Source organism: Thermoplasmatales archaeon (genome assembly GCA_014361195.1).
Taxonomy (GTDB): Archaea; Thermoplasmatota; E2; order UBA202; family JdFR-43; genus JACIWB01.
In genome coordinates this window covers 17120-41421 of sequence record JACIWA010000003.1, presented here as the reverse complement: position 1 = coordinate 41421, position 24302 = coordinate 17120, and the positions used below count along the sequence as shown (strand labels likewise).

Annotated in this window: 27 protein-coding genes; 17 read left to right on the top strand and 10 right to left on the bottom strand. The window is 35.0% G+C overall.

The window, feature by feature from the left end; genetic code table 11:
- Positions 1 to 18 precede the first annotated feature (18 nt).
- Genes H5T44_02690 through H5T44_02670 form a run of 5 tightly spaced genes read left to right on the top strand, consistent with a single transcriptional unit; the run spans position 19 to position 3487 of the window.
- Positions 19 to 768: an inositol monophosphatase gene (locus H5T44_02690; GenBank protein ID MBC7081141.1), complete on the top strand. Its 750-nt coding sequence runs from the start codon at positions 19 to 21 to the stop codon at positions 766 to 768.
- A complete protein-coding gene (locus H5T44_02685; protein ID MBC7081140.1) occupies positions 765 to 1556 on the top strand; it encodes an NAD(+)/NADH kinase in 792 nt (263 codons plus the stop codon). Before H5T44_02690 ends, H5T44_02685 begins: the two co-directional genes overlap by 4 nt.
- A gap of 4 nt (positions 1557 to 1560) precedes the next feature.
- Complete coding sequence (locus H5T44_02680) at positions 1561 to 1926, top strand: Mov34/MPN/PAD-1 family protein (GenBank protein MBC7081139.1); 366 nt, start codon at positions 1561 to 1563, stop codon at positions 1924 to 1926.
- On the top strand, positions 1923 to 2657 hold the full coding sequence (locus H5T44_02675) for a ZIP family metal transporter (protein ID MBC7081138.1): 735 nt from the start codon (positions 1923 to 1925) through the stop codon (positions 2655 to 2657). Before H5T44_02680 ends, H5T44_02675 begins: the two co-directional genes overlap by 4 nt.
- A gap of 41 nt (positions 2658 to 2698) precedes the next feature.
- Positions 2699 to 3487 carry an MBL fold metallo-hydrolase gene (locus tag H5T44_02670; protein ID MBC7081137.1) on the top strand — a complete coding sequence of 263 codons (789 nt, stop codon included), beginning with the start codon at positions 2699 to 2701 and terminating at the stop codon, positions 3485 to 3487.
- Positions 3488 to 3655: 168 nt separating this feature from the next.
- Here H5T44_02670 and H5T44_02665 read toward each other — a convergent pair whose 3' ends face one another.
- From H5T44_02665 to H5T44_02655, 3 genes are read right to left on the bottom strand one after another with little or no spacing between them, the layout of a single operon-like run.
- Positions 3656 to 4168 carry a 3-isopropylmalate dehydratase gene (locus H5T44_02665; protein ID MBC7081136.1) on the bottom strand — a complete coding sequence of 171 codons (513 nt, stop codon included), beginning with the start codon at positions 4166 to 4168 and terminating at the stop codon, positions 3656 to 3658.
- Positions 4165 to 5403, bottom strand: a complete 1239-nt coding sequence (locus H5T44_02660; GenBank protein ID MBC7081135.1) for a 3-isopropylmalate dehydratase large subunit — start codon at positions 5401 to 5403, stop codon at positions 4165 to 4167. Before H5T44_02660 ends, H5T44_02665 begins: the two co-directional genes overlap by 4 nt.
- 15 nt (positions 5404 to 5418) lie before the next feature.
- Positions 5419 to 5724 carry a hypothetical protein gene (locus H5T44_02655; protein MBC7081134.1) on the bottom strand — a complete coding sequence of 102 codons (306 nt, stop codon included), beginning with the start codon at positions 5722 to 5724 and terminating at the stop codon, positions 5419 to 5421.
- A gap of 46 nt (positions 5725 to 5770) precedes the next feature.
- On the opposite strand from H5T44_02655, the gene H5T44_02650 reads away from it, so the two are divergent.
- Genes H5T44_02650 through H5T44_02640 form a run of 3 tightly spaced genes read left to right on the top strand, consistent with a single transcriptional unit; the run spans position 5771 to position 8939 of the window.
- The gene (locus tag H5T44_02650) at positions 5771 to 6094 is read left to right on the top strand and encodes a UPF0058 family protein (GenBank protein ID MBC7081133.1); all 324 of its coding nucleotides are present in this window, start codon (positions 5771 to 5773) and stop codon (positions 6092 to 6094) included.
- Positions 6095 to 6117: 23 nt separating this feature from the next.
- The gene (locus H5T44_02645) at positions 6118 to 8121 is read left to right on the top strand and encodes a hypothetical protein (GenBank protein MBC7081132.1); all 2004 of its coding nucleotides are present in this window, start codon (positions 6118 to 6120) and stop codon (positions 8119 to 8121) included.
- Positions 8118 to 8939, top strand: coding sequence for a carbohydrate kinase family protein (locus H5T44_02640; GenBank protein ID MBC7081131.1), 822 nt, complete (start codon positions 8118 to 8120; stop codon positions 8937 to 8939). The genes H5T44_02645 and H5T44_02640 overlap by 4 nt, the downstream gene beginning before the upstream one ends.
- Here the strand turns inward: H5T44_02640 and H5T44_02635 are convergent.
- From H5T44_02635 to H5T44_02625, 3 genes are read right to left on the bottom strand one after another with little or no spacing between them, the layout of a single operon-like run.
- Positions 8936 to 9913 (bottom strand): hypothetical protein, encoded by a 978-nt coding sequence (locus H5T44_02635; GenBank protein MBC7081130.1) that lies wholly within the window; start codon positions 9911 to 9913, stop codon positions 8936 to 8938. The two genes, H5T44_02640 and H5T44_02635, sit on opposite strands and share 4 nt — an antisense overlap.
- Positions 9910 to 11718, bottom strand: a complete 1809-nt coding sequence (locus H5T44_02630) for an aldehyde ferredoxin oxidoreductase family protein (GenBank protein MBC7081129.1) — start codon at positions 11716 to 11718, stop codon at positions 9910 to 9912. Before H5T44_02630 ends, H5T44_02635 begins: the two co-directional genes overlap by 4 nt.
- Before the next feature lie 4 nt (positions 11719 to 11722).
- On the bottom strand, positions 11723 to 12115 hold the full coding sequence (locus H5T44_02625) for a 4Fe-4S binding protein (GenBank protein ID MBC7081128.1): 393 nt from the start codon (positions 12113 to 12115) through the stop codon (positions 11723 to 11725).
- 117 nt (positions 12116 to 12232) lie between these two features.
- Here H5T44_02625 and H5T44_02620 point away from each other — a divergent pair, with 117 nt between their 5' ends.
- Genes H5T44_02620 through H5T44_02610 form a run of 3 tightly spaced genes read left to right on the top strand, consistent with a single transcriptional unit; the run spans position 12233 to position 15900 of the window.
- The gene (locus H5T44_02620) at positions 12233 to 13864 is read left to right on the top strand and encodes a TCP-1/cpn60 chaperonin family protein (protein ID MBC7081127.1); all 1632 of its coding nucleotides are present in this window, start codon (positions 12233 to 12235) and stop codon (positions 13862 to 13864) included.
- A 58-nt stretch (positions 13865 to 13922) separates the two neighbouring features.
- Positions 13923 to 14810: a deoxyhypusine synthase gene (locus H5T44_02615; GenBank protein MBC7081126.1), complete on the top strand. Its 888-nt coding sequence runs from the start codon at positions 13923 to 13925 to the stop codon at positions 14808 to 14810.
- 40 nt (positions 14811 to 14850) lie between these two features.
- Positions 14851 to 15900 (top strand): hypothetical protein, encoded by a 1050-nt coding sequence (locus tag H5T44_02610; GenBank protein MBC7081125.1) that lies wholly within the window; start codon positions 14851 to 14853, stop codon positions 15898 to 15900.
- Here the strand turns inward: H5T44_02610 and H5T44_02605 are convergent, their stop codons facing one another.
- Complete coding sequence (locus tag H5T44_02605; protein ID MBC7081124.1) at positions 15901 to 16431, bottom strand: winged helix-turn-helix transcriptional regulator; 531 nt, start codon at positions 16429 to 16431, stop codon at positions 15901 to 15903. It abuts the gene before it with no gap.
- A 105-nt stretch (positions 16432 to 16536) separates the two neighbouring features.
- Between H5T44_02605 and H5T44_02600 the strand changes: the two genes are divergently transcribed.
- The 6 genes from H5T44_02600 (at position 16537) to H5T44_02575 (ending at position 21165) form a co-directional block, all read left to right on the top strand.
- Positions 16537 to 16674, top strand: a complete 138-nt coding sequence (locus H5T44_02600; GenBank protein ID MBC7081123.1) for a hypothetical protein — start codon at positions 16537 to 16539, stop codon at positions 16672 to 16674.
- A 234-nt stretch (positions 16675 to 16908) separates the two neighbouring features.
- Positions 16909 to 17793, top strand: coding sequence for a site-specific DNA-methyltransferase (locus H5T44_02595; protein ID MBC7081122.1), 885 nt, complete (start codon positions 16909 to 16911; stop codon positions 17791 to 17793).
- Positions 17790 to 18656, top strand: a complete 867-nt coding sequence (locus H5T44_02590) for a restriction endonuclease (protein MBC7081121.1) — start codon at positions 17790 to 17792, stop codon at positions 18654 to 18656. The genes H5T44_02595 and H5T44_02590 overlap by 4 nt, the downstream gene beginning before the upstream one ends.
- Positions 18657 to 18792: 136 nt before the next feature.
- Entirely contained in the window at positions 18793 to 19020 is a 228-nt protein-coding gene (locus H5T44_02585; protein ID MBC7081120.1) for an RNA-binding protein, read from the top strand.
- A 46-nt stretch (positions 19021 to 19066) separates the two neighbouring features.
- On the top strand, positions 19067 to 19717 hold the full coding sequence (locus tag H5T44_02580; protein MBC7081119.1) for an NAD-binding protein: 651 nt from the start codon (positions 19067 to 19069) through the stop codon (positions 19715 to 19717).
- The gene (locus H5T44_02575; GenBank protein ID MBC7081118.1) at positions 19717 to 21165 is read left to right on the top strand and encodes a TrkH family potassium uptake protein; all 1449 of its coding nucleotides are present in this window, start codon (positions 19717 to 19719) and stop codon (positions 21163 to 21165) included. Before H5T44_02580 ends, H5T44_02575 begins: the two co-directional genes overlap by 1 nt.
- A gap of 13 nt (positions 21166 to 21178) precedes the next feature.
- Here the strand turns inward: H5T44_02575 and H5T44_02570 are convergent, their stop codons facing one another.
- From H5T44_02570 to H5T44_02560, 3 genes are read right to left on the bottom strand one after another with little or no spacing between them, the layout of a single operon-like run.
- The gene (locus H5T44_02570; protein MBC7081117.1) at positions 21179 to 22828 is read right to left on the bottom strand and encodes an FAD-binding protein; all 1650 of its coding nucleotides are present in this window, start codon (positions 22826 to 22828) and stop codon (positions 21179 to 21181) included.
- Positions 22829 to 23506, bottom strand: a complete 678-nt coding sequence (locus H5T44_02565; GenBank protein ID MBC7081116.1) for a 4Fe-4S ferredoxin — start codon at positions 23504 to 23506, stop codon at positions 22829 to 22831.
- A gap of 1 nt (position 23507) precedes the next feature.
- Positions 23508 to 24302: a CoB--CoM heterodisulfide reductase iron-sulfur subunit B family protein gene (locus H5T44_02560; GenBank protein ID MBC7081115.1), complete on the bottom strand. Its 795-nt coding sequence runs from the start codon at positions 24300 to 24302 to the stop codon at positions 23508 to 23510.

Genomic DNA, 24302 nt, shown 5'->3' with positions numbered 1-24302 from the left:
AATAATTATTTAAAAACAATGGAAAAACTTATAGAGCTTGCAAGGAAAGCAGTGGATGAAATAGATAAAAAAATAAGAGAAGAGGACAGAAATAAATTTAGTGAATTTATATGCATGGGAGCGAATGGAACACCTACAAATTATATAGATAAGGTTGCTGAAGAAATTGGATTAAAAATAATAGGGAAGGAAGCAAATATTCTATCTGAAGAATGTGGTTTTATAGATAATGGAAGTGAATATACTTTTATAATTGATCCAGTTGATGGAACAAGAAATGCAATTGCTGGAATCCCTTTTTATGGGGTTTCAATAGCAATAGGTAAAGAGAGCTTGAATGATATTTTATATGGAATAGTGAAAAATATTCCAACGGGTGATGTTTTTGAAGCATTTGCAGGAAAAGGAGCTTTTTTGAATAATAGAAGGATAAGAGTAAGGAAGGCTAAAAAACCCTTTCTTTGCCTTGTTCTAGGGGAATCAGGAAATGAAAAAACGTGGAAAATAGCGAATAGACATCATGTAAGGGCAATGGGGGCAGCATCTTTGGAGATGTGCCTCGTTGCCAGCGGGGCGGTGCAGGCATATTATATGGGCAGAAGGAGCTTGCGAATTACAGATTTTGCAGCCTCGAGCTTGATTGTGAAGGAGGCGGGAGGGATTGTTAGGGATGAAAAAGGGGAGGAGCTTGATCTGCCATTTGATTTGAATGTAAGAAGCGGAATTATTGCGGTTTGCAATGAGGAAATGATTGAGGTGTTAATATGAAATGGGGCATGGTTTGCAAGCCTTCGAAGGAAGCATTTGAGATTGGAAAAAGAATATATGAGATGATTGGAGATGTTGCTCTTGAAAGTAAAATAGCGAGTTTTATTGGAGAAAAAGGATATAAAATTAAAGAGCTCGGGGAAAAATGCGATGGTATAATTGTTATTGGAGGGGATGGGACTATTTTACTCACTTTAAGCCAGGTTAAAAAACCAATTTTCTCTATAAATGCTGGAAGAATTGGATTTCTTACAGAAGTGGATGCGGAAGATGCGGAAAAAGCACTAAAAGAGATTTTAAGAGGAAATTATTTCATTGAGGAAAGCATGAAGATAAAAATTTTGCTTAATAAAAAAAGATTGCCCGATGCGGTAAATGAAATGGTTGTTCATACCGCAAATCTTGGAAAAATTCTTCCATTTAAAGTTTATATTGACAATAAAATGGTAAAGAAATGGAGTGGAGATGGCTTGATTGTTTCAACCCCTCTTGGCTCAACAAGCTATGCTCTCTCATTAGGTGGGCCAATTATTGAACCAAAAATGAATGCTTTTTTAATTGTTGCAATTGCTCCATTCAGAAGAGCTTTTTATCCTTTAGTTTTATCGTCTGAAAGAAAGATAAAAATAGAGGTTGAGAAAGATGCGGAAATTGCAATAGATGGGCTATATAATAAAATTATCTCAAAAGATGATGTTATTGAAGTAATGGCATCTCCAGAGAAAGCGAAATTTATAAAAATAAATGATAAATTTTTTGAGAAAGTTTATAAAAAATTGGAAAAATGAAAAAATGAAAATAAAAAAAGAGTGCTTGGATGCAATAATTGAATCCGCAAAGAAGATGCATCCAAAGGAATTTTTAGCATTTCTCGCGGTTAGAAGAAAAAAGGATACAATAGAAGAATTTATTATACTCCCACAGATGATATATGGCAAAAGATCCTCATCTTTTAATCTTGCATTGCTTCCTTCGGACAAATCAGTAGTTGGAACCGCGCACTCCCATCCATCTGGCAATTATTTTCCATCAAGCGAGGATTTATTTTCTTTCAGGAAAAGTGGAAGGATTCATATAATAATAGCATATCCTTATAATGAAAAAAATTGGAAAGCTTATGATAGTATGGGCAAGGAAATATTTTTGGAGGTAGTATGATATGGTTATATGCAATATCAAGCGTTATTATCGTTAGCCTGATCTCGCTTATTGGATTGGCAGTTATATGGATAAATGATGAAAAACTGAGAAAAGTTTTAATATATCTTGTAGCCTTTTCTGCGGGAGGGCTTTTTGGCGGAGCCTTCCTTCATTTATTGCCTGAGATGGTTGATAGGGGGTTTAAAAGTTATTATGCTATTTATATTATTTTAGGAATTATTATCTACTTTTTGCTTGAAAAAATCATTTGCTGGAGGCATTGTCATATACTCCCCTCCGATAAACATCCTCACACTCTTTCTTTTATGATTCTTTTTGGGGATATTCTTCATAATCTTATAGATGGTCTCATTATAGGAGCAAGTTATATGGCTAGCTTAAGTCTTGGAGTTGCAACAACAATAGCGGTTATACTGCATGAGATACCTCAGGAAATAGGTGATTTTGGCTCTCTTCTTTATGGCGGTTTCAATAAATCAAAAGCATTGCTTTTCAATTTCCTTTCTGCTCTCACCGCAATTTTTGGTACATTACTTGTTCTAATAATAAAAAATGATTCTCTTATAGATATTCTTATCCCTGTTACAATCGGAGGATTTATTTATATTGCGGGCTCGGATTTAGTGCCAGAATTGCATAAAGAATCAAATTTGAAAAAATCCTTCCTACAGCTTTTGTCGCTTTCCGCTGGAATAATTATCATGTATCTCTTGACACTTGTTGAATAAACTTTGCAAAAAGGTTATAGAGTTAAAATTATTTCCAAACAATGAGCAAGATTACATTCATTGGCACCGGCGGAGGGAGATTTGCAACTATCTTCCAGCACAGAAAAACAGGAGGAATATATATAGCGGAAAAAGGCTTGCTTATGCATGTTGACCCTGGCCCAGGCGCCCTTGTGGAAATGTATAATCTTGATTTGAATCCAACCCAAACTGATGTTATTTTTGTTTCTCATGCTCATCCTGATCACTACAATGATGCGGAGATATTGATTGAAGCAATAACAATGGGTGGAAAGATAAAGAGAGGGATGCTTATAGGGAGTGAGAGTGTCATCGAAGGAATAAATAATTATAGACCAATATCTTTTTATCATAAGAGCTTAGTAAAAGATGTTGTTGTTGCAAAACCTGGAAAAAAGATATTAATAAAAGAGTTGTATGAAATGACTATTACCCCTGCAATTCACTCTGATGAAACAACAGTTGGTTTTCAGATAAATCTTGAAAACGGAAAAATATCATATACAAGTGATACCCAACTCTTTGATGAATTAATATACGCCCACAAAGGGAGCAGAATTCTTATAATTTGCTTAACTCGCCCTTTGAATGGAAAAATACCATATCATCTTTCCACAGAAGATGCTGCTAGCTTAATAGAAGGAGTTAAACCCGAAATTGCAATTCTTACTCATATGGGTTTAAAAACAATACCACAAGCAACATTGCAGGCAAATTGGCTATCTGAAAAAACGGGCATTCCAACGATATCCGCTTTTGATGGAATGAGAGTATATATGGAAGATAGGATAGAGATTAAGAAACAATAAAATTTTTAGAAAATATATTATATATCTTTTTGTTTTACATTTTACCCGGGAGGGGATTAAAATGGAAATAATAAAGGAAGAATTCCTTGAGGAAATGCTCTTCATAAAGTTGTCGGAAAGAATAATGAATGGCGCGCAGGAAATAGTCCATGAAGTAATAGAATGTGCTCATTGAATTGATTTCGCATATTCAAATAAATTTCCTGCCTTATAAATAGCATACTGAATGGCGCTCATTGGGCTTGTTTTTATTAAAATTTTCCCATCCTTGATTATTTCTCCTTTTATAAGGTCTATTTCTATTTCATCCCCATTTTTTACTTCTATCTTATCAATATCCTTACATTCAATTATCGCAAGCCCGCTATTTATTGCATTTCTCTTGTATATTGCCCCAAAAGATTTTGCAACGATCGCATTTATACCAAGCTGAATAAAGCAGTCAACCGCCTGCTGGCGAGATGAACCGCATCCAAAATTCTCCCCCGCAAAAATTATATCTCCTTTTCTTGCTTTTTTAGGAAAATCTTCCCATCCCTGCAGATTGCTGAAAGCATATTTCCCCATCTCCTTTTTATCGGTTATATGCAAATATTTGTTGTGATAAATCATATCTGTATCAATGTCATCAATAAGTTTACCTTCTCTCTCTATCTTCCAAACTCTTCCAGATATTCTCATATTTCATCACCTCCAGTAAGGTAGCCAGTTAAAGCACTCGCAGCTGCTGTTTCAGGAGATGCAAGATAAGTGTTGCCCGCCCCCTGCTTGCCCTTGAAATTCCTGTTTGAAGTTGATACCTGATTTTCATCTATTCCAGTCATTCCTATTTGGCCAGAGGCGCATCCGGCACAGCATGCATGGCTTACTATGGCTCCAGCTTCAACCAAATCTTTTATTATGCCTCTATCAAGCATTTCTTTCCATAATCTTCTTGTTGCTGGAACAACCTTCATTTTTACATCTTCCTTTATCTTTTTTCCTTTTATTATTTTCCATGCGGATTGCATATCATCCATCCTACCATTTGTGCATGAGCCAATAAAAACACTGTCTATTTTCACATCTTTCACATCTCTAACCCTTTTTACATTGCTGGGAGAAGGAGGCATCGCAACCAATGGCTCAAGATCCCTTACATCTATATCTATTTCCTTCTCATAGTTTGCATCCTCCGCATAAAATGGCTTTATTTTCTTTCCAGAGGCCTTTTCGCAAAATTTTATTACTTTTTCATCTGGGGGAATAAATCCCGCTATTCCACCCATTTCAGTGACCATTGAGGAAAGAGTTATTCTACCATCCAAAGAAAGAGAATCAATTATTTCACCATAAAATTCTATCGCTTTTCCTAAAGAAATTCTTTTCAATTCCTTTACACATAAAAGAGCTAAATCTTTTGCATTCCATAGGCCAGATGGCATACCAATAAAATTAACTTTTATTGTTGGAGGAACTTCAAACCATATCTTGCCTGTTTTGAAAGCGAAGGCAATATCCACATCCCCCATTCCTTGTCCAAAAGCTCCTATAGCTCCGAGAAGATTAAAGTGGCTATCCGTGCTAACCGCGGTTATTCCAGGGTATGCAAGCCCCTCTTCAATGACAACATGACTTCCTATCCCGCTATCCACATCATAAATCTTTATTCCATTTTCTCTTGCAAATTTTCTACATATTTGCTGATTTGTCGCATATTCAATAGTATTTGCAGGGGCATTGCAGTCAAATGTAAAAAATGTTTTTTTTGCATCCGCTATATAATCCTTGCTGTAATTTTCGATTAAATTTTTTACTACATTCGCTCCTGCAAAGTCGCGTGCAGTCCTTAAATCAATATCCAGCCATATTGTTTCCCCTACTTCTACTCTATCCTTTGTGTGAGTCTGAAAAATTTTTTCAATTATTGTTGGCATGCCATCAATACTTTTCTAATTTTTATTTTTTTCCATCTTCATTGAATTAAGAATAAACAAAGTTACAATTATCCCACAAATAAAAATTACTCCAGTTATCTGCCATTTAGTTTTCATAATCCAATATAAGAGATATGAAATTGATATCGAAACCAGGAAACCGCCCCAAAATACTTTGCTTTTACTTCCTTCCTTTATTCCCAATGAAGCGAGCCACATACCAATGATTGTTAAAAAAATTGCAATAGATTGTTCCTTGAGATAAACAGATAAAAGTAAGGAAACAGATATTGCAATCAATAACACCAATATATTTCTCATTTTTGTTAATTTAACCTAAAAATTTAAATTTTTCCAATCAAAAAATTTGGAAAGAGTTAAATATAAGAAAAGAGATATACCTGTTGGAGGGAGATGGGTTATGCAGAAAGAAGAGCTGATACAGCTACACGCTTTATTTGTGCAAATAAAGAACGAGATAGAGAGGCAACTTCCAGAAAAAAACGGCCTATTCAAGGAATATGAACAACTTGGAGTTATGCCGCAGCATGTGCATAAATCAAAAAGTGCCCATAAAAGAGCAATATTCATTCTAGGAAAAGAAATTGCGGAATATTTCTCAAACAACAACAAATATGCATCTCTTGCAAAAATGGCCCAAAGATTAGAAAGAATGAGCATCAAAGCTTAAATACAGAAAATAATTTACAACCCATGAAAAAAATAATTGCCTCTTTATTGGCTTTGTTACTTTTAGGTATATCAAATATAGCAACCCCAGAAGGAAATGAATATAAAATAGTAAAAAACGGAGAATACTATACTATCTATGTTAAAGACTTCTCCTCAATTTACAGAGAAGGTTATCCTATTCTGCCATATAAATATGAAACATACATATTTCCATTTGGAACAGAAATAAAGGAAATAGAAGTAATGGAAAAAAATGTTGAAAAAATAAAAATAAGTGGAAAGATAGAGCCCGCTCCAGCACCTTATCCAAAAAAATTTGAAATAAAAGAGGGTGAGATATATAGCAAGGATGAATTTTATCCATCAAGCTGGTATGAATATGAAATTCATGCGGGAATAAATAATGGTGAAAGAGTAATATTCTTAACAGTTTATTTATATCCATTCAGATATAATGCATTAAGAAATGAAATTCTTCATGCAAGCGACTTTGATATAAAAATTGATTATTCTTTGCCAGAGAAAACATTCGCTTCAGCATATGATTTCCTAATAATTTCTCCTGATGCATGGGTAAGCGAGCTATCTTTGCTTAAAGAGCATAAGGAAAGCAAGGGAATAAGAACAATAGTAGTAGGGTTAAATGAAATTTATGCTCATCCATCAGCAAGAAAGGGAAGAGATGATGCAGAAAAAGTGAAGTATTTCATAAAGAATGCAATTGAAGAATGGGGAATAAAATATGTAATGCTTGTTGGAGATGGGAAAAATTTGCCATACAGGCTTTCATATATACCGAGCGAAAATTACGAAACATCTTTCCCAAGCGACTTATATTTTGCAGACATCTATTTCCCAAATGGTACCTTTTCAAGCTGGGATACAAACAATAATAACAAATTTGGAGAATACAAATATCAAGGTAATACTGATTTGGTGGATTTATCACCTGATGTATATATTGGAAGAATTGCATGCAGTAGCAAAGAAGATGTATCAAACATTGTAAATAAGATAATAATTTATGAAAATGGTATTCCAGAATTTCAGAAATGGTTTAGAAATACAATAGTTTGCGGGGGTGACACATTCACGCCTGATGACGGCGACAAATCTGGAGTGTATGAAGGGGAATATTTGAATAGTATTGTTTTAAATAAAATGAGTGATTTTAATGGAACTAAATTATGGGCATCTCTTGGGAATCTTGATGCATCTAGAATAACAAGTTTTATAAGTGATGGTGCGGGTTTTGTTGATTTCAGTGGACATGGAAATAAAATTGAATGGGCAACTCACCCCCCTCTTGATGGAAGTAAATGGATCGAATATAGAATGACACATGTTTTGCAAACAACAAATAAGGAAAATTTGCCTGTTGTGATAATAAATGCCTGTTCATGTGGCAGATTTGATTCTGGCGACTGCTTTGCATGGAAATTTTTGGATAATCCAAATGGTGGCGGAATAGCAAGCCTTGCATCATCTGGCATAGGATATGGTGCCTTTGGAACATATTCATCAAAAGCATTTCTTGGATGGATGGAAATAAATTTCTTCACTTATTATAAGGAAGGTAAGAAAATTATAGGGGATATATGGGCTACATCTATAAATGGTTATATATCTGCTATTCCACAGAAAGGAGATGCGGATTACAAAACAATTGAAGAATGGACACTTTTTGGGGACCCGACTTTAAGAATTGGTGGTTACATAGGAGATGAAGTTTTCTTATACATCAGTAAGCCATTGAAAGGTTACTTGTATATAGGGGATAAGGAAATAATAAAAACATTCTCTGGAAAAACAATAATAATAGGGAAAATTACAATAGAAGCAAGAGCTTATAATGCGGAGAAAGTGGAATTTTATATTGATAATGAATTAAAATATGTTGATACTTCAGAACCATATTCATGGACATTTGATGAATTTTTAATTGGAAAACATGAAATAAAATTAGTTGCTTATGGTAAAGAGAGGAAAGAAGAAAAAATGAATGTATTCATAATAAATATATGATAACTGTTGTTGGACATATAGCATATGATTATATCTTCAATTTGGATAACTCTCACTATATAACATATTTCAGGAAATGCTATGGAGGAGGTGGAACAAATATTGCGATCGGACTGGCTTCATTAGGCAAAAAAGTGCAACTTTATAGTGTGGCGGGGACAGATTTTAAAAAATATGAAAATTATCTAAAAAAATTTGAATTAAATAAAAGGATAATTAAGAGCAACAAAAAATGTGCAAGAGCTTATATATTCAACATTGGAAAGGAGCAAAAAACTTATTTTTACTGGGGAGCATCTGAAGAAATGGAAAATATGAAGGGAATAAAAAGCGATATTTTGCATATTTCTCCATGTCATCCCAAGCTTGCTATGAGAATGGCTGAAAAATCCAAATTTTTTGGCTTCGAGCCAGGCCAAGATTTAAAAAAATTTAATAGAAGAGAGCTGAAATATATCATAGAGAAGGCGGATATAATATTCTGCAATCGTCATGAGGCGGAAATAATTAAAGAAATAATCAAAGAATTTATAAAGGATAAGGAAATGATAATAACTCTTGGCGAAAAGGGTAGCATGATTTATAGGGAAAAGAAGAAAATTCCTTCAATAAAGGTGAAATGCATTGATGCAACCGGCGCAGGCGATGCCTTCAAGGCGGGCTTCTGGTATGGGTGGCTCGAGGGATATGATATTGAAAAATGCTGTAAGATTGGAACAACCCTTGCCTCTTTTGTAATTGAGAAGTTTGGTGCACAAAACTTTCCGAGATATGAGGATTTTGTTGAAAGATATGAAAAAAATTTTGGAAAACTTTAGCGATGCTCATAAAATCCTTTTATTCCAGAAAAAATAATTTTTTCGTTATAAATTTTTAATATTCCAGATGCCTTTCCCAATAGATAAGGCTTTAATTTCAATTCATCAATTATGTAGGAAAACTTATACATTTCTATATTCATCTCTAGATTTATATTTTCATCATTTGCTGTTAAAAGAATTTTCTTTGGCTTATTTTCCAAGCCAAACCTTCTCCATTCAAGAATTTCCATATTTGATTTTCTATATGGAATAAAGATGTGCTCATTTTGGCTAACTATATGCACTCCTCCCTGCATTTCTTTTCCTTCGACAAAGCCATATATTAAAGCAATATTGCCCAAACTAAATTCTCCCCAATCCCATTTTAAATCATAGAACTTTGCTATTCCCCAATTGTGATCATGATAAGTATTTCCCTCAAAATAATATTCATTTCCATTATACACAACTCTTGCCCTTCCTTTTCCATAAGGACTTGCAACATACCAGCTCATCCATTGCCATTCATCAATATTGCAATAGCTCCCGAATCTTTTTCCTTCAGGCCAAATTTCTAAATAAATTTTTAAATCTTTTCCGTTATATTCAACAAAAAATTTTCCATCTTCTTCATAAAATCTATTGTTAAGAATTGTAACATTGCATTTTTCATAATCAAGGTGATATGGTATAAATGGAAAAGAAATAAAATCGCTTACAAAATCATTATTGTTAAAAAAAGTAGTAAAAACTCCAGCAATAGATAGCAGAGGATCATTTAAATTTCCTAATGTAATAAAGGAAATCATTATTGCTTTATCTTCACTTTTTATGTTTGCGTACCACCATTCATACCAGTATATTATGTTTTCATCATTTTCATAATATTTGAAGTGTGCTGCATCATTTATATCATAATCACTGTTGCTAACTCCCTTTATTGGAAGCGAGAATGCAACAATTAAAGCAAGGGCTATAATTTCTTTCTTCATGTCCAAAATTCTTCTATTTCTAATTCCTTAATCTTGCTTTTCTTTGGTTTTCCGTCCTTCCTCCACCCTCTCGCCTTGAAATAGTCTTCAAGCATCTCCTTTTCTTCTTCCCTACTTATATAACTTCCTTTTGAAACACCTTCTGGAATTGGTATGTGGAATTTTTCCGGCAATTTGCAATCCTCCTTTCTCCATCCCGCTTTTATATTGAAAATATGCTTTAAGTTGCATATCCTATCCCCTATCAAAAGTAATTCATCCTCTTTCATTCCCTTTCCAATACATGCATCTAGAAATTCCTCAAAGTTTAGCAGAAATATTTTCCTCGAGAACTTGCACACTCCCAGAGCATCATAAACCGCCATGAAATTCTCCATATCCATTATCTCCTTCCCCTTGTTTTTACCGCTAAATCTATCCACACCCTCATATTTCCAAAACTTTCCAGTTAGCTCTAAGGCATATGCTCCAGAGCGAAGATGGCATGCCCCCCGTGGCGAGCTCATGAAAGCAAGCCCCATGCCTTTTATACCCCGCACATCATAGGCGGGTGGCTCAAGCCCTCTTACATGCACCGCATATTTTTCCGAATTCTTTATCTTCTGGCTTGCCCCCCTTACTCCTTCCGCCAGTAAGTTACCTATGCCTTCTCTGTTTGCAATCATTCTTATTAATTCAATTAAAGCTTTTCCATCCCCGAATCTTGCCTCAAACCCTATCTCTTCTTTTTTAACTATCCCATTTTCATATAAATCCATTAAAAATCCTATTACTCCTCCAGTGGATATCGTATCCATACCATATAAATCGCATAATTCATTTGCTTTTGCAACATCCTCAATACTTCCTACACCACAATTTGAGCCGAGAGCAAAGAGGGTTTCATATTCAATTCCATCTAACATGAAATCCTTGGCAACAAATGCCTTTCCACATGGCTTCACACATTGTATGCATGCTTTATTTTTCCTGGCATATCTTGGAGCCCAATAATAGGGATCTATTTCCTTCCTTTCATTGAACACTCCCTCCCTCCAATTTCTTGTCGGAAAAGTCCCTCTTTCAGAATTCATCCATTCAAGAAATTCTCCAGTTCCATATTTCCCGTCCTCCTCAAAAGAAGGATGATTTATCATTTTTTCATAAAATTCCTCAGAAAGTCTCAGGAGTTTTTCAGGTTTTGCAACCTTTATGTCCTTTGTGCCATCAATTGCAATTGCCTTTAAATTCTTGCTCCCCATCACCGCGCCTATGCCTCCCCTGCCCGCCTGCCTCTCGTCGCAGTCTATGCTTGCAAATCTTACAAGTTTTTCTCCCGCAATGCCAATTGTTGCAACAACATCAATGGATTCATCTTTCTTTATTTCTTCCGCTGTTTTTCTTGTTGTTTCACCTTTTAAATGCTCCGCCGAATTTATTTTTACTTCATCGTCTCTTATAACAATATAGCTTAACCTGCTGGCTTTTCCTTTAATTATTATTGCGTCATAACCCGCTTGCTTCATTGCGAATCCTATTCTTCCACCCATCACACTTTCATTCCATCCATCTGTTAAAGCGGATTTGGAAAAGAAGGATGTTTTTCCTGCGGTTGGAACAGAAGTACCAACAAATAGGCCAGGGCAGATTATTAAAGCATTATCTGGAGAAAAAGCATCTATGGTTGCATCCACCTCTTTATTCATAAAATATGCTCCGAAGCCATCGCCCCCGAGATATTTAAGAACAAAGCTTTCACCAATTTTTTGCTTCTTTCCTTCTTCCTTGCTCAAATCTATTTTTAATACATTTCCTGCATAACACATTCTCTCACCCTAATACAATTGCATTTTGAGAGCAGAATTTAATGCATTGCGGATCCCCATTGCATAAATCGCATTTATATGCCTTCTTTTCATGAATCCACACCGCATTTAAAGGACACGCCCTTTCGCAAGCTTTGCAACCGGTACATTTTTCATGCTCTACATAAACAATCCCGTCTTTCTTTTTCATCGCATCGAATTTGCAGGCATTGACGCATTCAAAATTGCAATCTTTGCCATGAGTACATAATTTTGGTATATCTTCAACAACACTTTTCTTAACCACATTTATTCCTGATTTCTTTGTATTTATAACCTTCCAATGCCATAATGAGCAAGTTACCTCACATGCCTTGCAACCAGAACAATTTTCAGGGACTGCCTTGACATACATCATTTATGAAATAAGTAAGATGTTTATAAGATTTTAGTGAGAAATGAAAATCAGGAAAAGCTCACAATTGCTGAAAGAAAAATTTATATAGAAGAATTATTATATACTTTGGTGATTAAAATGTTGACAGGTAGACAGCCAATTTTAATATTGAAGGAAGGAACTGAAAGGGAGAAAGGGAGAGAAGCACAGTATAACAACATAAGGGCAGCGATAGCAATTGCGGACGCAGTTCGCTCTACTCTTGGGCCAAAAGGCATGGACAAAATGCTCGTGGATAGCATGGGAGATGTAGTGATTACAAATGACGGAGTGACAATTCTCAAGGAGATAGATGTGGAGCACCCCGCAGCAAAAATGATTGTCGAAGTCGCAAAAGCTCAAGACCAAGAGTGTGGTGATGGTACTACTACCGCTGTTGTGCTTGCTGGAGAGTTACTAAAGAATGCCCAGGATTTGATAGATCAAGATATTCATCCAACAGTGATAGCGGATGGGTATAGGATGGCTAGCAAAAAAGCCTGTGAAATACTCGAAAGCATAGCTTTGGATGTAAAACCAAATGATGAGGAATTGCTAAAGAAAATCGCAGAGACGGCGATAACAGGAAAAGTTGCAGAAACAAACAAGGAATTGCTTGCAGCTATTGCATATAAAGCGGTTAAGAGTGTTGCAGAAGAGATAAATGGAGAAACCAAAGTTGATATAGATAATATAAAGGTTGAGAAAAAGCAAGGGGGTTCAGTTGAAGACACAGAGCTAATAAATGGTATAATTCTTGACAAGGAAAGAGTCCATCCAGATATGCCAGCTATTGTTAAGGATGCAAAAATACTTTTATTAAACAATGCGCTTGAAGTTAAAAAGACAGAAGTAGATGCACAGATAAGAATATCAGATCCATCTCAGCTTCAGAAATTCCTTGAGGAAGAAGAGGCAATGATAAGGAACATGGTTGAAAAGATAAAGAAGAGCGGTGCAAATGTTGTTGTATGTCAGAAAGGAATCGATGATTTGGCACAGCATTACCTAGCAAAAGCAGGAATATATGCGGTGAGAAGGGTTAAGAAATCAGATATGGAGAAGCTTGCAAAGGCAACAGGGGCTTCAATAATAACTGAACTTGATGAAATAAAGCCAAAGGATCTCGGTCATGCGGGAAGAGTAGAAGAAAGAAAAATAGGCGATGACAAAATGACATTCATAACAGAATGCAAAGAAGCGAAGGCAGTGAGTATATTACTCAGAGGAGGCACAGAGCATGTTGTTGATGAAATCGAGCGAGGCTTGCATGATGCATTGAGTGTAATAGCTGTAGCCCTAGAAGATGGAAAGATGACAACAGGAGGAGGCTCAGCAGCAATAGAGATTGCAATGGGTTTAAGAGATTATGCGGCAACTATTGGAGGAAGAGAGCAATTGGCAATAGAAAAATTTGCGGATGCAATTGAAATTGTTCCAAGAGCTTTAGCAGCAAATGCTGGAATTGATCCGATAGATATACTTATTGAGCTAAGAAAAGTACATTCTGAGGGCAAGAAATATCATGGAGTGAATGTTTATCAGGGAGGAACAGTTGATATGAGAGAAAAAAATGTTCTTGAACCACTGCGTGTTGGAAAACAGGCGATTCGTTCCGCAACAGAAGCAGCGATAATGATTTTGCGCATAGACGACGTAATTGCAGCAAGGGAAGTATCAAAAGAGAAAGGCAAGATACCAGAGGAAGAAAAAGAAGAGAGTGAATTCTAAATTCTAAATCCTCTTCCCTTTTTAGTATTCTTTTTATATATTTTTATGTATTTCTTTCATGATTGTTAGAGATATAAATTTAAAAAAAGTTAAAAATGTCAGGGATTTAGTAAAACAATTTTACTACTCAGGAGGCTTCACCACAAAAAAAATAGGGAATGCACTTAAAATATTGGAGGAAATGATAAAAGAAGATTATTTCATTTTTCTTACTTTTCCCGCATGTTTAGTTGCTACTGGAACGAGAGGTGTTATAAGAGATATGTTAAAAGAGAAAATAGTTGATGGAGTTATTACAACATGTGGAACGATTGACCATGATTTGGCTAGGGATTTTAAAAATTATTATCATGGTTCATTTGATGCTGACGATGTGGAGCTACATAAGAAAGGGATAAATAGGCTCGGAAATATATTCATTCCAAATGAGAGCTATGGAATTATAATAGAGGAAAAAATCCAGAAATTTTTCAAAGATTTTAAAGGAAAATTAGGGAGCAGGGAAATAGCATGGAAAATAGGAGAAAAATTGAGCAAGAATTCAATTCTATACTGGGCATGGAAAAACAAAATACCCTTTTATGTGCCCGCAATTTACGATGGGGCGGTCGGCTGGCAGATATGGAGAATGAAGAATAGGATAGAAATCGATTTTTCAAAGGATGAGGATGAGCTGGCGGATATATTTTTTGGAGATGGTAAAATAGGAGGGATTGTAATTGGAGGAGGTGTTGCAAAGCATCATCTTATATGGTGGGCTCAATTTCACAATGGTTTAGATGCAGCTATTTATATCACATCTGCTCAGGAGTGGGACGGCTCTTTATCTGGAGCGAGGGCAAAAGAAGCGATTTCATGGGGGAAGATAAAGGAAAAAGCGAAGCATGTTACAATAGAAGGAGATGCAACAGTTATACTTCCTCTCCTGATCTCTTCTATTCGATGATTGAACCAGATTTTTTATAAAACAATAGTGTATAAACATCATGAAGAAATTGCTGATTTACTTATTGCTAGCATTCATTTTCATTAATTTTGAAGCTCAATCTATAGAAATTGGTGGTTTCAAGGTAGAGGATGGGAAAATAAGTGGAAAATATCTTCCAGCGGGGCTTGAAGGAAAAATTTCTTGCTATAAGGAAGATAAAAAAATAATTGACATGGTTTATAAAAATGAATCAATAGAAGTATCAATACAGTTTTTTGATGCTCTTGAAAAAATTATTGAAAGAGATCCTCTTTTAAAGGAAGAGATAAGAAAAGCTCTTGTTCCTATAAACATAAAGGGAGCATTTTTTGGATTTGAATATAGCGGATGCGTGGTGGAGTTGCATGATGCGCCTACCAGATTTCTAAAAATATTTTCTGATAGGATAGTTATAAGTGAGATTTATGGTTATGAAATAAATAAAATTAATGAAAGCTTAATAAAAATGAGGAAAGGGGATATGGGTGTTGTTTTGATGAGTGACAGGAACATTTTTTTTGATGGAGAAAATATAACCGCTCAGGATAACATGATTCTCGCAAGTTTTTATTATTCAGAAGAAAAAATAGAGGATGCTTTTCTGAATAAATCAATAGGTGGAGAAATAGTAATAGCGGGTTTTGATTTAAATAATGAAACATATTCCCTTTCTTATTTTGGGGAAGTATCGATAGAGGCAATTAATATAACCCAGGGAAGAATATTGCTCAATGTAAGAGGAAATTCATCATCTGGGAAAGTAATAAAGATTAATCTGGGGAAAAATATCTTTTTCTCTGATGAATTTACAGTAAAATTTGATGGCAAAAAGATTGATGAAGCGGATAGCCTGGAGGACATTTTAAACCCAAATGATGATGGTATATATCCCGAATACTATAAACTTGACTCAAAAGAAGGAGTAATATTGCTTATAAGCATACCGCATTTTAGTGAATATAAAGTTAGTATTGAATTCCTTATTGAAAGTTTAGCTGGAAAAATTATTATATTAATTTTGAGCATTTTTGTTATATCCTTAGCTGCACTATATCTATTCAAAAAATAATTAGACCTTTCCAAAAGATGTCCAAGCATCTAAAAATTTATCAACCGCTCTATCTAGGAAAGTGCCCCTATATGTGATAAGTATATCAATAATTCTATCCTTGTTTTTTATATTGTATCCCTTTTCTTTTCCCAAGGAGATTTCTTCTAGAATTCCCGCCTCAACCATTTTTTTTATATGAAATGAAATAGTTGAAGGAGCTTTTCCTACACCCTGATATATGTCTCGATGGATTGCATCTGGATTTTCTAGCAAAAAAATCAGTATTTTGCGGGGCGTCTCCTGGCGGAGCAGGGAAATTATCCTGCTGTCCTGTGGCAATGTTTTTTCTGCGACAAAATATCTTCTATACCTACTATCCTCTCTTGCAATAACCAGATTTTTTTTCTCCATGTAGTGGAGATGATAATCAACTGTACTAAGGGAGAGATTTAATTTTCTTGATATTTCTCTTTTATGAAGCCCAGGGGAAGAAGCTATTAATTCATATATTTTCCTTCTTGTTTCTAAAGCAAGGTGTTCTTCTTTCATTTTTTCGCTGCAGCAATATAAAGGAAGAAAATTATAAGCAAATCAAAAAGAACCAGGTAGCTAAATTGCCTGTAGTATTTTAAGAATATCACCGCTATTGATTTTATGAAAAAAATAAGGAAAGAAAGACCTATAAAAAGAATCTTTGTTTCTCTTACCCTATTAAATGATATCATGGAAATTATAAATAGAAGCAATGATATGCCAGCAACAACAATACTTGCAAACAAGCCTATTTCGTAAATTTTAACACCCCAATTTTTATATTTAAATCATATAAAATTTTTTCTGTTGAGAAAAACCCAAAAATAATAATGCAGATGGTTTTATTCGTTTTATTCATGTTGTTTATCTTGATGGGCTTTTAACACGTAAAATTTTTAAAATCCGAATCTATATCAAAATAAGGAAAAAATGAAGGAGACAAAAAACTCGCAGAAGATTTTATTAAATAATAATTCTTTCTTAAATGAAAATATCAATCTTGTGATAGAAGATAAAGAAGAAATCCAAAAATATAAACTTCATGAAATCATAAATAAAGTAATATTGGGTGATGCTTTTAAAGTGCTTAAGAAACTGGATGACGAATGTGTGGATATGGTTTTTATAGACCCGCCTTACTTTTTACAGTTGCCGAATAAAGAGTTAAGAAGATGGACAGTGAAAACTGTGGTTGAAGGTGTAAATGATGCATGGGATAAATTTTCATCATTTCAAGAATATGACGAGTTTATTACGAAACTCCTTATCGAAGTAAAAAGGATTATGAAACCATCCGCTACAGTATGGGTTATTGCTACTTACCACAGTATTTTTAGAATAGGAAAAATAATGCAGGATTTAGGTTACTGGATCCTTAATGATATAATTTGGGTGAAAACAAATCCGATGCCGAATTGGTTAGGTGTCAGATTTACAAATGCTACAGAAAATCTCATATGGGCGGTAAAAGATAGAAATGTTAAAGGATATACTTTTAATAAAGAATATGCAAGAATATTTGGTATCGGAAAGATAGGGGCAAATGTTTGGGTTTTACCTATATGTTGGGGCGATGAAAGACTTAAAGATGAAAAAGGGAAGAAATTACATTCCACACAAAAACCAATAGAACTCCTTAAAAGAGTTATTTTAACATCTACAAAAGAAGGGGATTTAGTCTTAGATCCAGTTGCTGGAACTGGAACAACAGGATATGTTGCTCAAGCGCTAAAAAGAAATTTTATTATGATAGAAATTAATCAGAAATATGTAAAAGGGATAGAAGAGAGATTTAGGCATCCATTGAAAATAACAGATAGTGGATATCCAACTAAAAGATACATAAACAGATACATGAACTTGGAGGAATTCAAATGAACTACGAAAAATTCTGTGAAATTTTGAATAAACATATATTTGAAGGCGAGAAGAAAGAACTCCTCCGAAGAATAGCTGATAATCCAGAGCGTTTTATAGGTTTATTCAGGCCAACAAAACCTGGTGCCAAGATTTTACAGCATCTCCTCCAATCACATGAAATTCGTATGGGGGATGCTCTTGAAGAGATAATAGAGGAGATTCTTAAAGATATGGGTTTTAGGATCTTATCCAAAAGTATAGCAAATGAAGAAGGGGAGGAACTATCATTAGATCAATATTTTACAGACGGTAGAATATATTATTTTATCGAACAGAAAGTAAGGGACGACCACGACTCTACGAAAAAACGGGGACAGATTTCCAATTTTGAAACAAAACTTGAGATTTTGCATAAGAAACATGGTTCTGGCCTATTCGGTATTATGTATTTCATTGACCCAGATCTTTCTAAAAACAAGAATTATTATGAAGAGGAATTAAAGAGACTTGAGAAATTTTATGGTGTCAAACTTTATCTTTTCTACGGTAAAGAATTATTTGATTACTTACAACGACCAGATATATGGAACAATATTCTTTTATGGTTAAAGCAGTGGAAAGAGAGTTTGCCAGAATTACCTGAAATAAATTTTGATAAATCACCCGAAGAAAGTTTTGAGGAAATTAAAAGTTTAGAGTTGAGAACTTGGAGAAAAATTTTAGAAAACAGAAAATTATGGGAGGAGGGAATAATAAAAGCGATATTTAAGGAAGGAATTACTTTAGAACTTTTGTTAAGATTTTTCAGAGAGAAATATACTCTTCCTTCTACCCAATTAGCAAAATTACTGGCTGAAAGATTGGATGAATATTATGGCTAAAAATGCAAACAAAACACTGCCTAACAAAATCTTTGTCTTTGCATCCGCTCCAATCAATTCTCTCTTTAACAAATGATCGGTTGTAACTTCTTTAAAAACCCCATAAGATATATAAAAGAGATATCTATTCTTATCTATGGTATTACCCATGGATTTACTTGAAACAAGCATTAACAGAGAGGTGGCAATTCGCCTCAAAGACGGGAGAATTTTGATTGGGAAATTAAGTGGATATGATGCCTATCTCAATATTGTTCTTGAGGATGCGAAAGAGGAAATTGAAAAAGATAATGAAAAATTGGAAAAAAGATTAGGAAGGGTTATGGTTAGGGGGAATAATATTGTTAGCATTTCCCTCCATTAAAGAAAAAGTTTAATACATTATAAATATTATCAGAAGTTGATGAAATATGTATCTCCTAATCGTTGGGGCTGGAAAAATAGGGGAAAAACTCATAGAATTAGCCCTTCAGAACAAGGATGATGTTGTTGTTATAGAAAAGGACAAAGAAAAATGCGAGGAAATATCAAAAAAATATGATGTAATAGTGATAAATGCGGACGCAACCCTGAAAGAAACTCTCATGGAGGCGGGCGCAGATTCAGCAAATGCAATTTTAACCACCGCGGATGATGCAACAAATTTACTGGTTATTTCTCTTGCAAAATCTCTTGGCATACCCTTGCTCGTATCAATAGTGAATGAGGAAGAAAATAGGGCAATGTTTATAGAAAAAGGGGTAAATATTGTAGAAAATCCAAGTCTTATCACCGCTGAACATCTTTACAGAGCGATTCGCCATCCTCTCGTGAAGGAATATATAAGTCTGGGAGATAAAATGGAAATATTCAAGATAGGCATTCCAGAAAACTCAAAGATGGTTGGAAAGAAAGTAGAAGATGCTCGCCTTCCAAAAATGGTTACATTGATAGCGATAGAAAGAGGAAAGGAAGTTATTTTACCATCTCCAGACACATTTTTTGAAGCGGGTGACCTTGTAACATTTCTTGCAAGGAAGGATAAAATAGACGACATAATGAAGATATTTATTAAAGAATAATGAATAACAATTTAAAAATTATATTCCGGGATACAGGGCGGATATTAATTATTGTAGGAATTGCATCTTTTTTTGTAAATATAGTTGGAGTAGTATTTAAAGAAATTGATTATATTAAATGGTTTGTGTTGATGTCATCTATTTTTTTAATAGTTGGGTATATATTCTCCCTTTTAGGAAAAACAGATTATGAAACGAGATTGAGACATGCGATGATAACCGCAGTATTATGCTGGATCATATTGTCAATGATTTCCGCCATCCCCTTTTGCTTGATTCCTGATAGTGATGGATTAAAGCTAGATTATTTATCCGCCCTTTTTGAAGGAACAGCGGGATGGAGTGGGACTGGCTTAACAATGTATTCACAACCGAGCAAATTGCCACATATTCTTCAATTCTGGAGGAGCTTTAGTCAATGGATTGGAAGCGCGGGAATAATAGTTCTTGCAATAGTTGTTTTATTTCGCCCTGGTAGCGGTGCTTTCACACTCTATAAATCGGAGGGAAGAGAAGAAAAGATAAAGCCAAGTGTGATTTCAACAGCAAAAATAATATGGATAATATATCTCTTCTATACAGTAGTAGGAATAATTATACTTTTTTTACTTCGCATGCCTCTTTGGGAAGCGATAAATCACGGCATGACCGCAATCGCAACAGGTGGTTTTTCAGTTAGAGACGATAGTTTAGCCTCCTATTCCTCCCCAATAAAATTTGTAATTGTTATTTTGATGATACTCGGAGCAACTTCATTTTTTGCCCATTATGAAATCCTTTATAGAAAAGCAAAGAAATTTATCAGAGATATTCAAGTTCAAGCAATGTTTCTAATTATCTTAATCGGTTTAATGATTTTGCCAATATTAGGCAAAGTTAATTTTTTTGATTCCGCATTTCAATTTATTTCCGCAATAACTACAACTGGCTTTTCTACTGCAAATATAGCAAATTGGAGCGAAAACGCAAAATTTTTGCTATCACTGGCCATGATTGTTGGAGGAGCAGCTGGCTCCACCGCAGGAGGAATCAAACTAATAAGGTTAGTTTTGCTTTTCAAGGGTGTTGGATGGAAATTGAAAAGAGCTTTTTTACCAGCGAGAAGCACATTTCCTTACAAATTTGGAAGAGAATTTTTGCTTAAGGAGGAAGCAATGGAAATACTTGGCGAAGCTTCTGTAATTTCATTCTTATGGATTATTCTAATCATTTCTGGCTCATTAATAATTTCGTCTTCAACAGGACAAACACTGATAAATTCATTTTTCGAAGTTTGTTCTGCTCAGGGAGGAGTTGGGCTTAGTGTTGGTATAACAAATTTAGGTATGTCTGCGATTGCCAAATTTATGCTCATTCTTAACATGTGGATAGGAAGATTAGAAATAATACCATTCCTTGTTCTGGTTAGGAGCATATTTCAATCTCTGGCAGGGAGGAAAGTTTATTGATTATAATTATTGATTATAATATGTCTATTGCTCTTGATAAAACTCTCTTTTCCCTGTAGTCTGGTAATATCATAGGTGCTCTCCTTTTTTCTTCTATCCCTTCTTTCTTTAATTCCTCAACGTATTTCTTTACATGCTCCACACTCAATTTTCCAATTTTGCAATTTTTTACATATTTTGCTGAATTTATTCCCGCTATTCTTCCAAATACTTGTGTGTCAAGGAGGGAATTGCCCATCAAGCGATTTTTTCCATGGACTCCACCAGTTACTTCACCAGCAGCAAAAAGCCCCTTTATAACTCCTTTTGGAGATAAAACTTCTGCATTTGAATTTATTTCTATTCCACCATTCTGATAGTGCAATGTAGGAAATACTAAAATTGGCTCTTCCCTCATGTCTATATCAAATCTTTTGAACATTCTGAACATTGCTCCAAGTCTTCTCTCTATAGTTCCTTCTCCATGCAAAATATCTATAATGGGTGAATCAAGCCATATTCCTCGCATTCCAGTTGGAGTAATAACCCCCTTATTTTTTCCATAGCATTCTTTTATGAACGCAGACGCTTCCACATCTCTTGGCTCAAGTGGATGAACAAATTGCTCCCCCTCGCTATTTAATGGCTGAGCCCCCAAGCTACGAACTTTCTCTGTTACAAGCAGTCCAACAATTTGCTCTGGATATGCGACACCAGTAGGATGATACTGTACAGAATCCATATCCCGCAAGATCGCCCCCATTCGATATGCAAGAACAACCCCATCGCATGTCGCTCCATAGTGATTTGTTGTTGGGAATCCTTGAATGTGTAGTCTGCCGAATCCACCGGTAGCAATTATTGTTGCTTTGGCTTTAACAACATAATATTGGTCTGTCTCAAGGTTATAGAGTATTGCTCCCGCTGCTTTCCCTTCATCATCAATAAGAAGCTCAATTGCGGGAGAGAATTCAATAATATTTACTCCAATATTCCTTATTTCATCCCTCAAAACACGCATTATTTCCATTCCTGTATAATCCTTTGCAGAATGCATCCTTCTGCGAGATGTGCCCCCTCCATGAACAGTAATCATTTCTCCATCATCTTTTTTGTCATACATCACTCCGAGCTCCTCATGCCATTTAATTATAATAGGAGCATCCATAACAAGCCTTTCAACAAGCTCAGTTTTGTTTGCGAAATGCCCACCTCCAATAACATCTAAATAATGTATCAAGGGCGAGTCATTTTCCTTATCAGCAGCCTGTATACCTCCTTGAGCCATCATTGTATTTGCATCTCCATTCCTTAGTTTGGTTGCAATCAATATATTCTCTGGCTTTACTCCATTATAATATGCAAAAAGTGCGGCTGTGCAGCCCGCTCCACCTCCTCCTATTATAAGGATATCTGTTTGATAATCAATGTTACTCAAATCTATTTCAGCTGGATTTTCTAGAGGATATGCCTCAATTAAGTCCGCAACTTCATTTGGCACAATTGCATTTTTGCTAACTCCTACCCTTATTTTCCTTTTTGCCTCCGGCTTATAGTCAGGATGCCATTTAAGGAGCAATTCTTCTTTCTCCTTTTCTTTCAATCTTTCTGGCAACTTATGCAATCTTTCTTCCCTGCTTTTCTCAACTTTTTCTATAGATTTCTGCATTTCTTTTGGATACATTTAATCACCTGGTTCAATATCTCTTTCATTATACATTTTTCTCAATTCCTCTAAACTTTTATTCATTAATTCCTTAATCGCCTTATTATATCTCCCTTCTTCTATTTCCCTTACCCTCTTTTCCAAATGTTTTGATTTTGGTGCAATATATTTTCCATACAGGCGTCTCGCGAGCTGGGCAACATGATAATGAACTATCTCCGCTGGGCATCTTATAGCGCATAGCCCGCATTGGATGCAGTCAAAACCCAGTTCAGCAGCTTTCTTTATATCCCCCCTCAATGATGCCTGAATATAGTCCATTACTTCAAGTTCCTGAGGACATGCTTTTGTGCAGGTATTGCATGAAACACATCTCGCAATCTCAGGATAAAAAGATAAAATTGTTTTATCATCAACCTTTATCTTCTCAATATCATAAATTGCCTTATTTGCGGGTGAAAAAGGAAGCTGGACAAGATGCATTCCTTCTTCAACAGTTTTCTGGCATGCTAAGTCTGCATAGAGCTTATAATCTCCTTCCTTCCTGTAAATCGTTGCACAAGCCCCGCAGAAGCCTGCCCTGCATCCAGCCCCTCTTATATACCTGTAGCCCGCATATTCCATAGCCTTCATTATTGTTAGCCCCGCAGGCACCTTATACTCTTTTCCCATAATATATATTCTTACTTCTTCCATTTTATCCCTCCAATGCTTCCAGCATTACTTCGGTGAAATAAAGGACAGGCAAGCCGGTGAAAGTTGTATAGCATTTTTTTATTTCTTCCTGAATTTCACTCAAGTTAAAATGGCAGAGCGGACAGCTTGTTATTATTGCATCTGCTCCATTTATTTTTGCATTGCTTATTATGCGATAGCATCTCTCCACCACCGCATTTTTATCCTCTACAACAGTATATGAGCCACAGCACTCATTTTTTAAAGGAAAATTTATCAACTTTCCACCACATGCTTCTAACATTCTTTCCATAATGCTTGGATTTTCAAATTCATCAATTGCAATATTTTTTGGACGGAGGAGCAGACAGCCATAATAGGATGCATATTTTTTATTCAAAGGCTTTTTTACATTCTCCCTTATTTTATCTTCCATATTTTTTAAAATCTCTAGAGGATGAATAATCTCTACACTTCCATCATAATCAATTTCCTCTTCCATAAAAGAATTTATTTTATCCATTGCTTCCCTATCATTTCTTGCCATCTCATTTGCTTGTTTTAATGTATTATAGCAGATGGAGCATAATGTTGTTATTTTATCATAACCTTCCTCTTTTGCTTTTATTAGGTTTCTTATTGCAGCGAGCCTGTACATCAAATTATCTTTTGTTAGGCTATAAACTGTTCCACAGCAATACCATTTTTTCAATTCAATTAATTCAACCCCTAATTTTTTAAATAAATTTATTGTAGCATTCTCAAAATTTTTTGCATCTGTTTTTAAAGTACATCCTGGATAGTATGCTATTTTCAT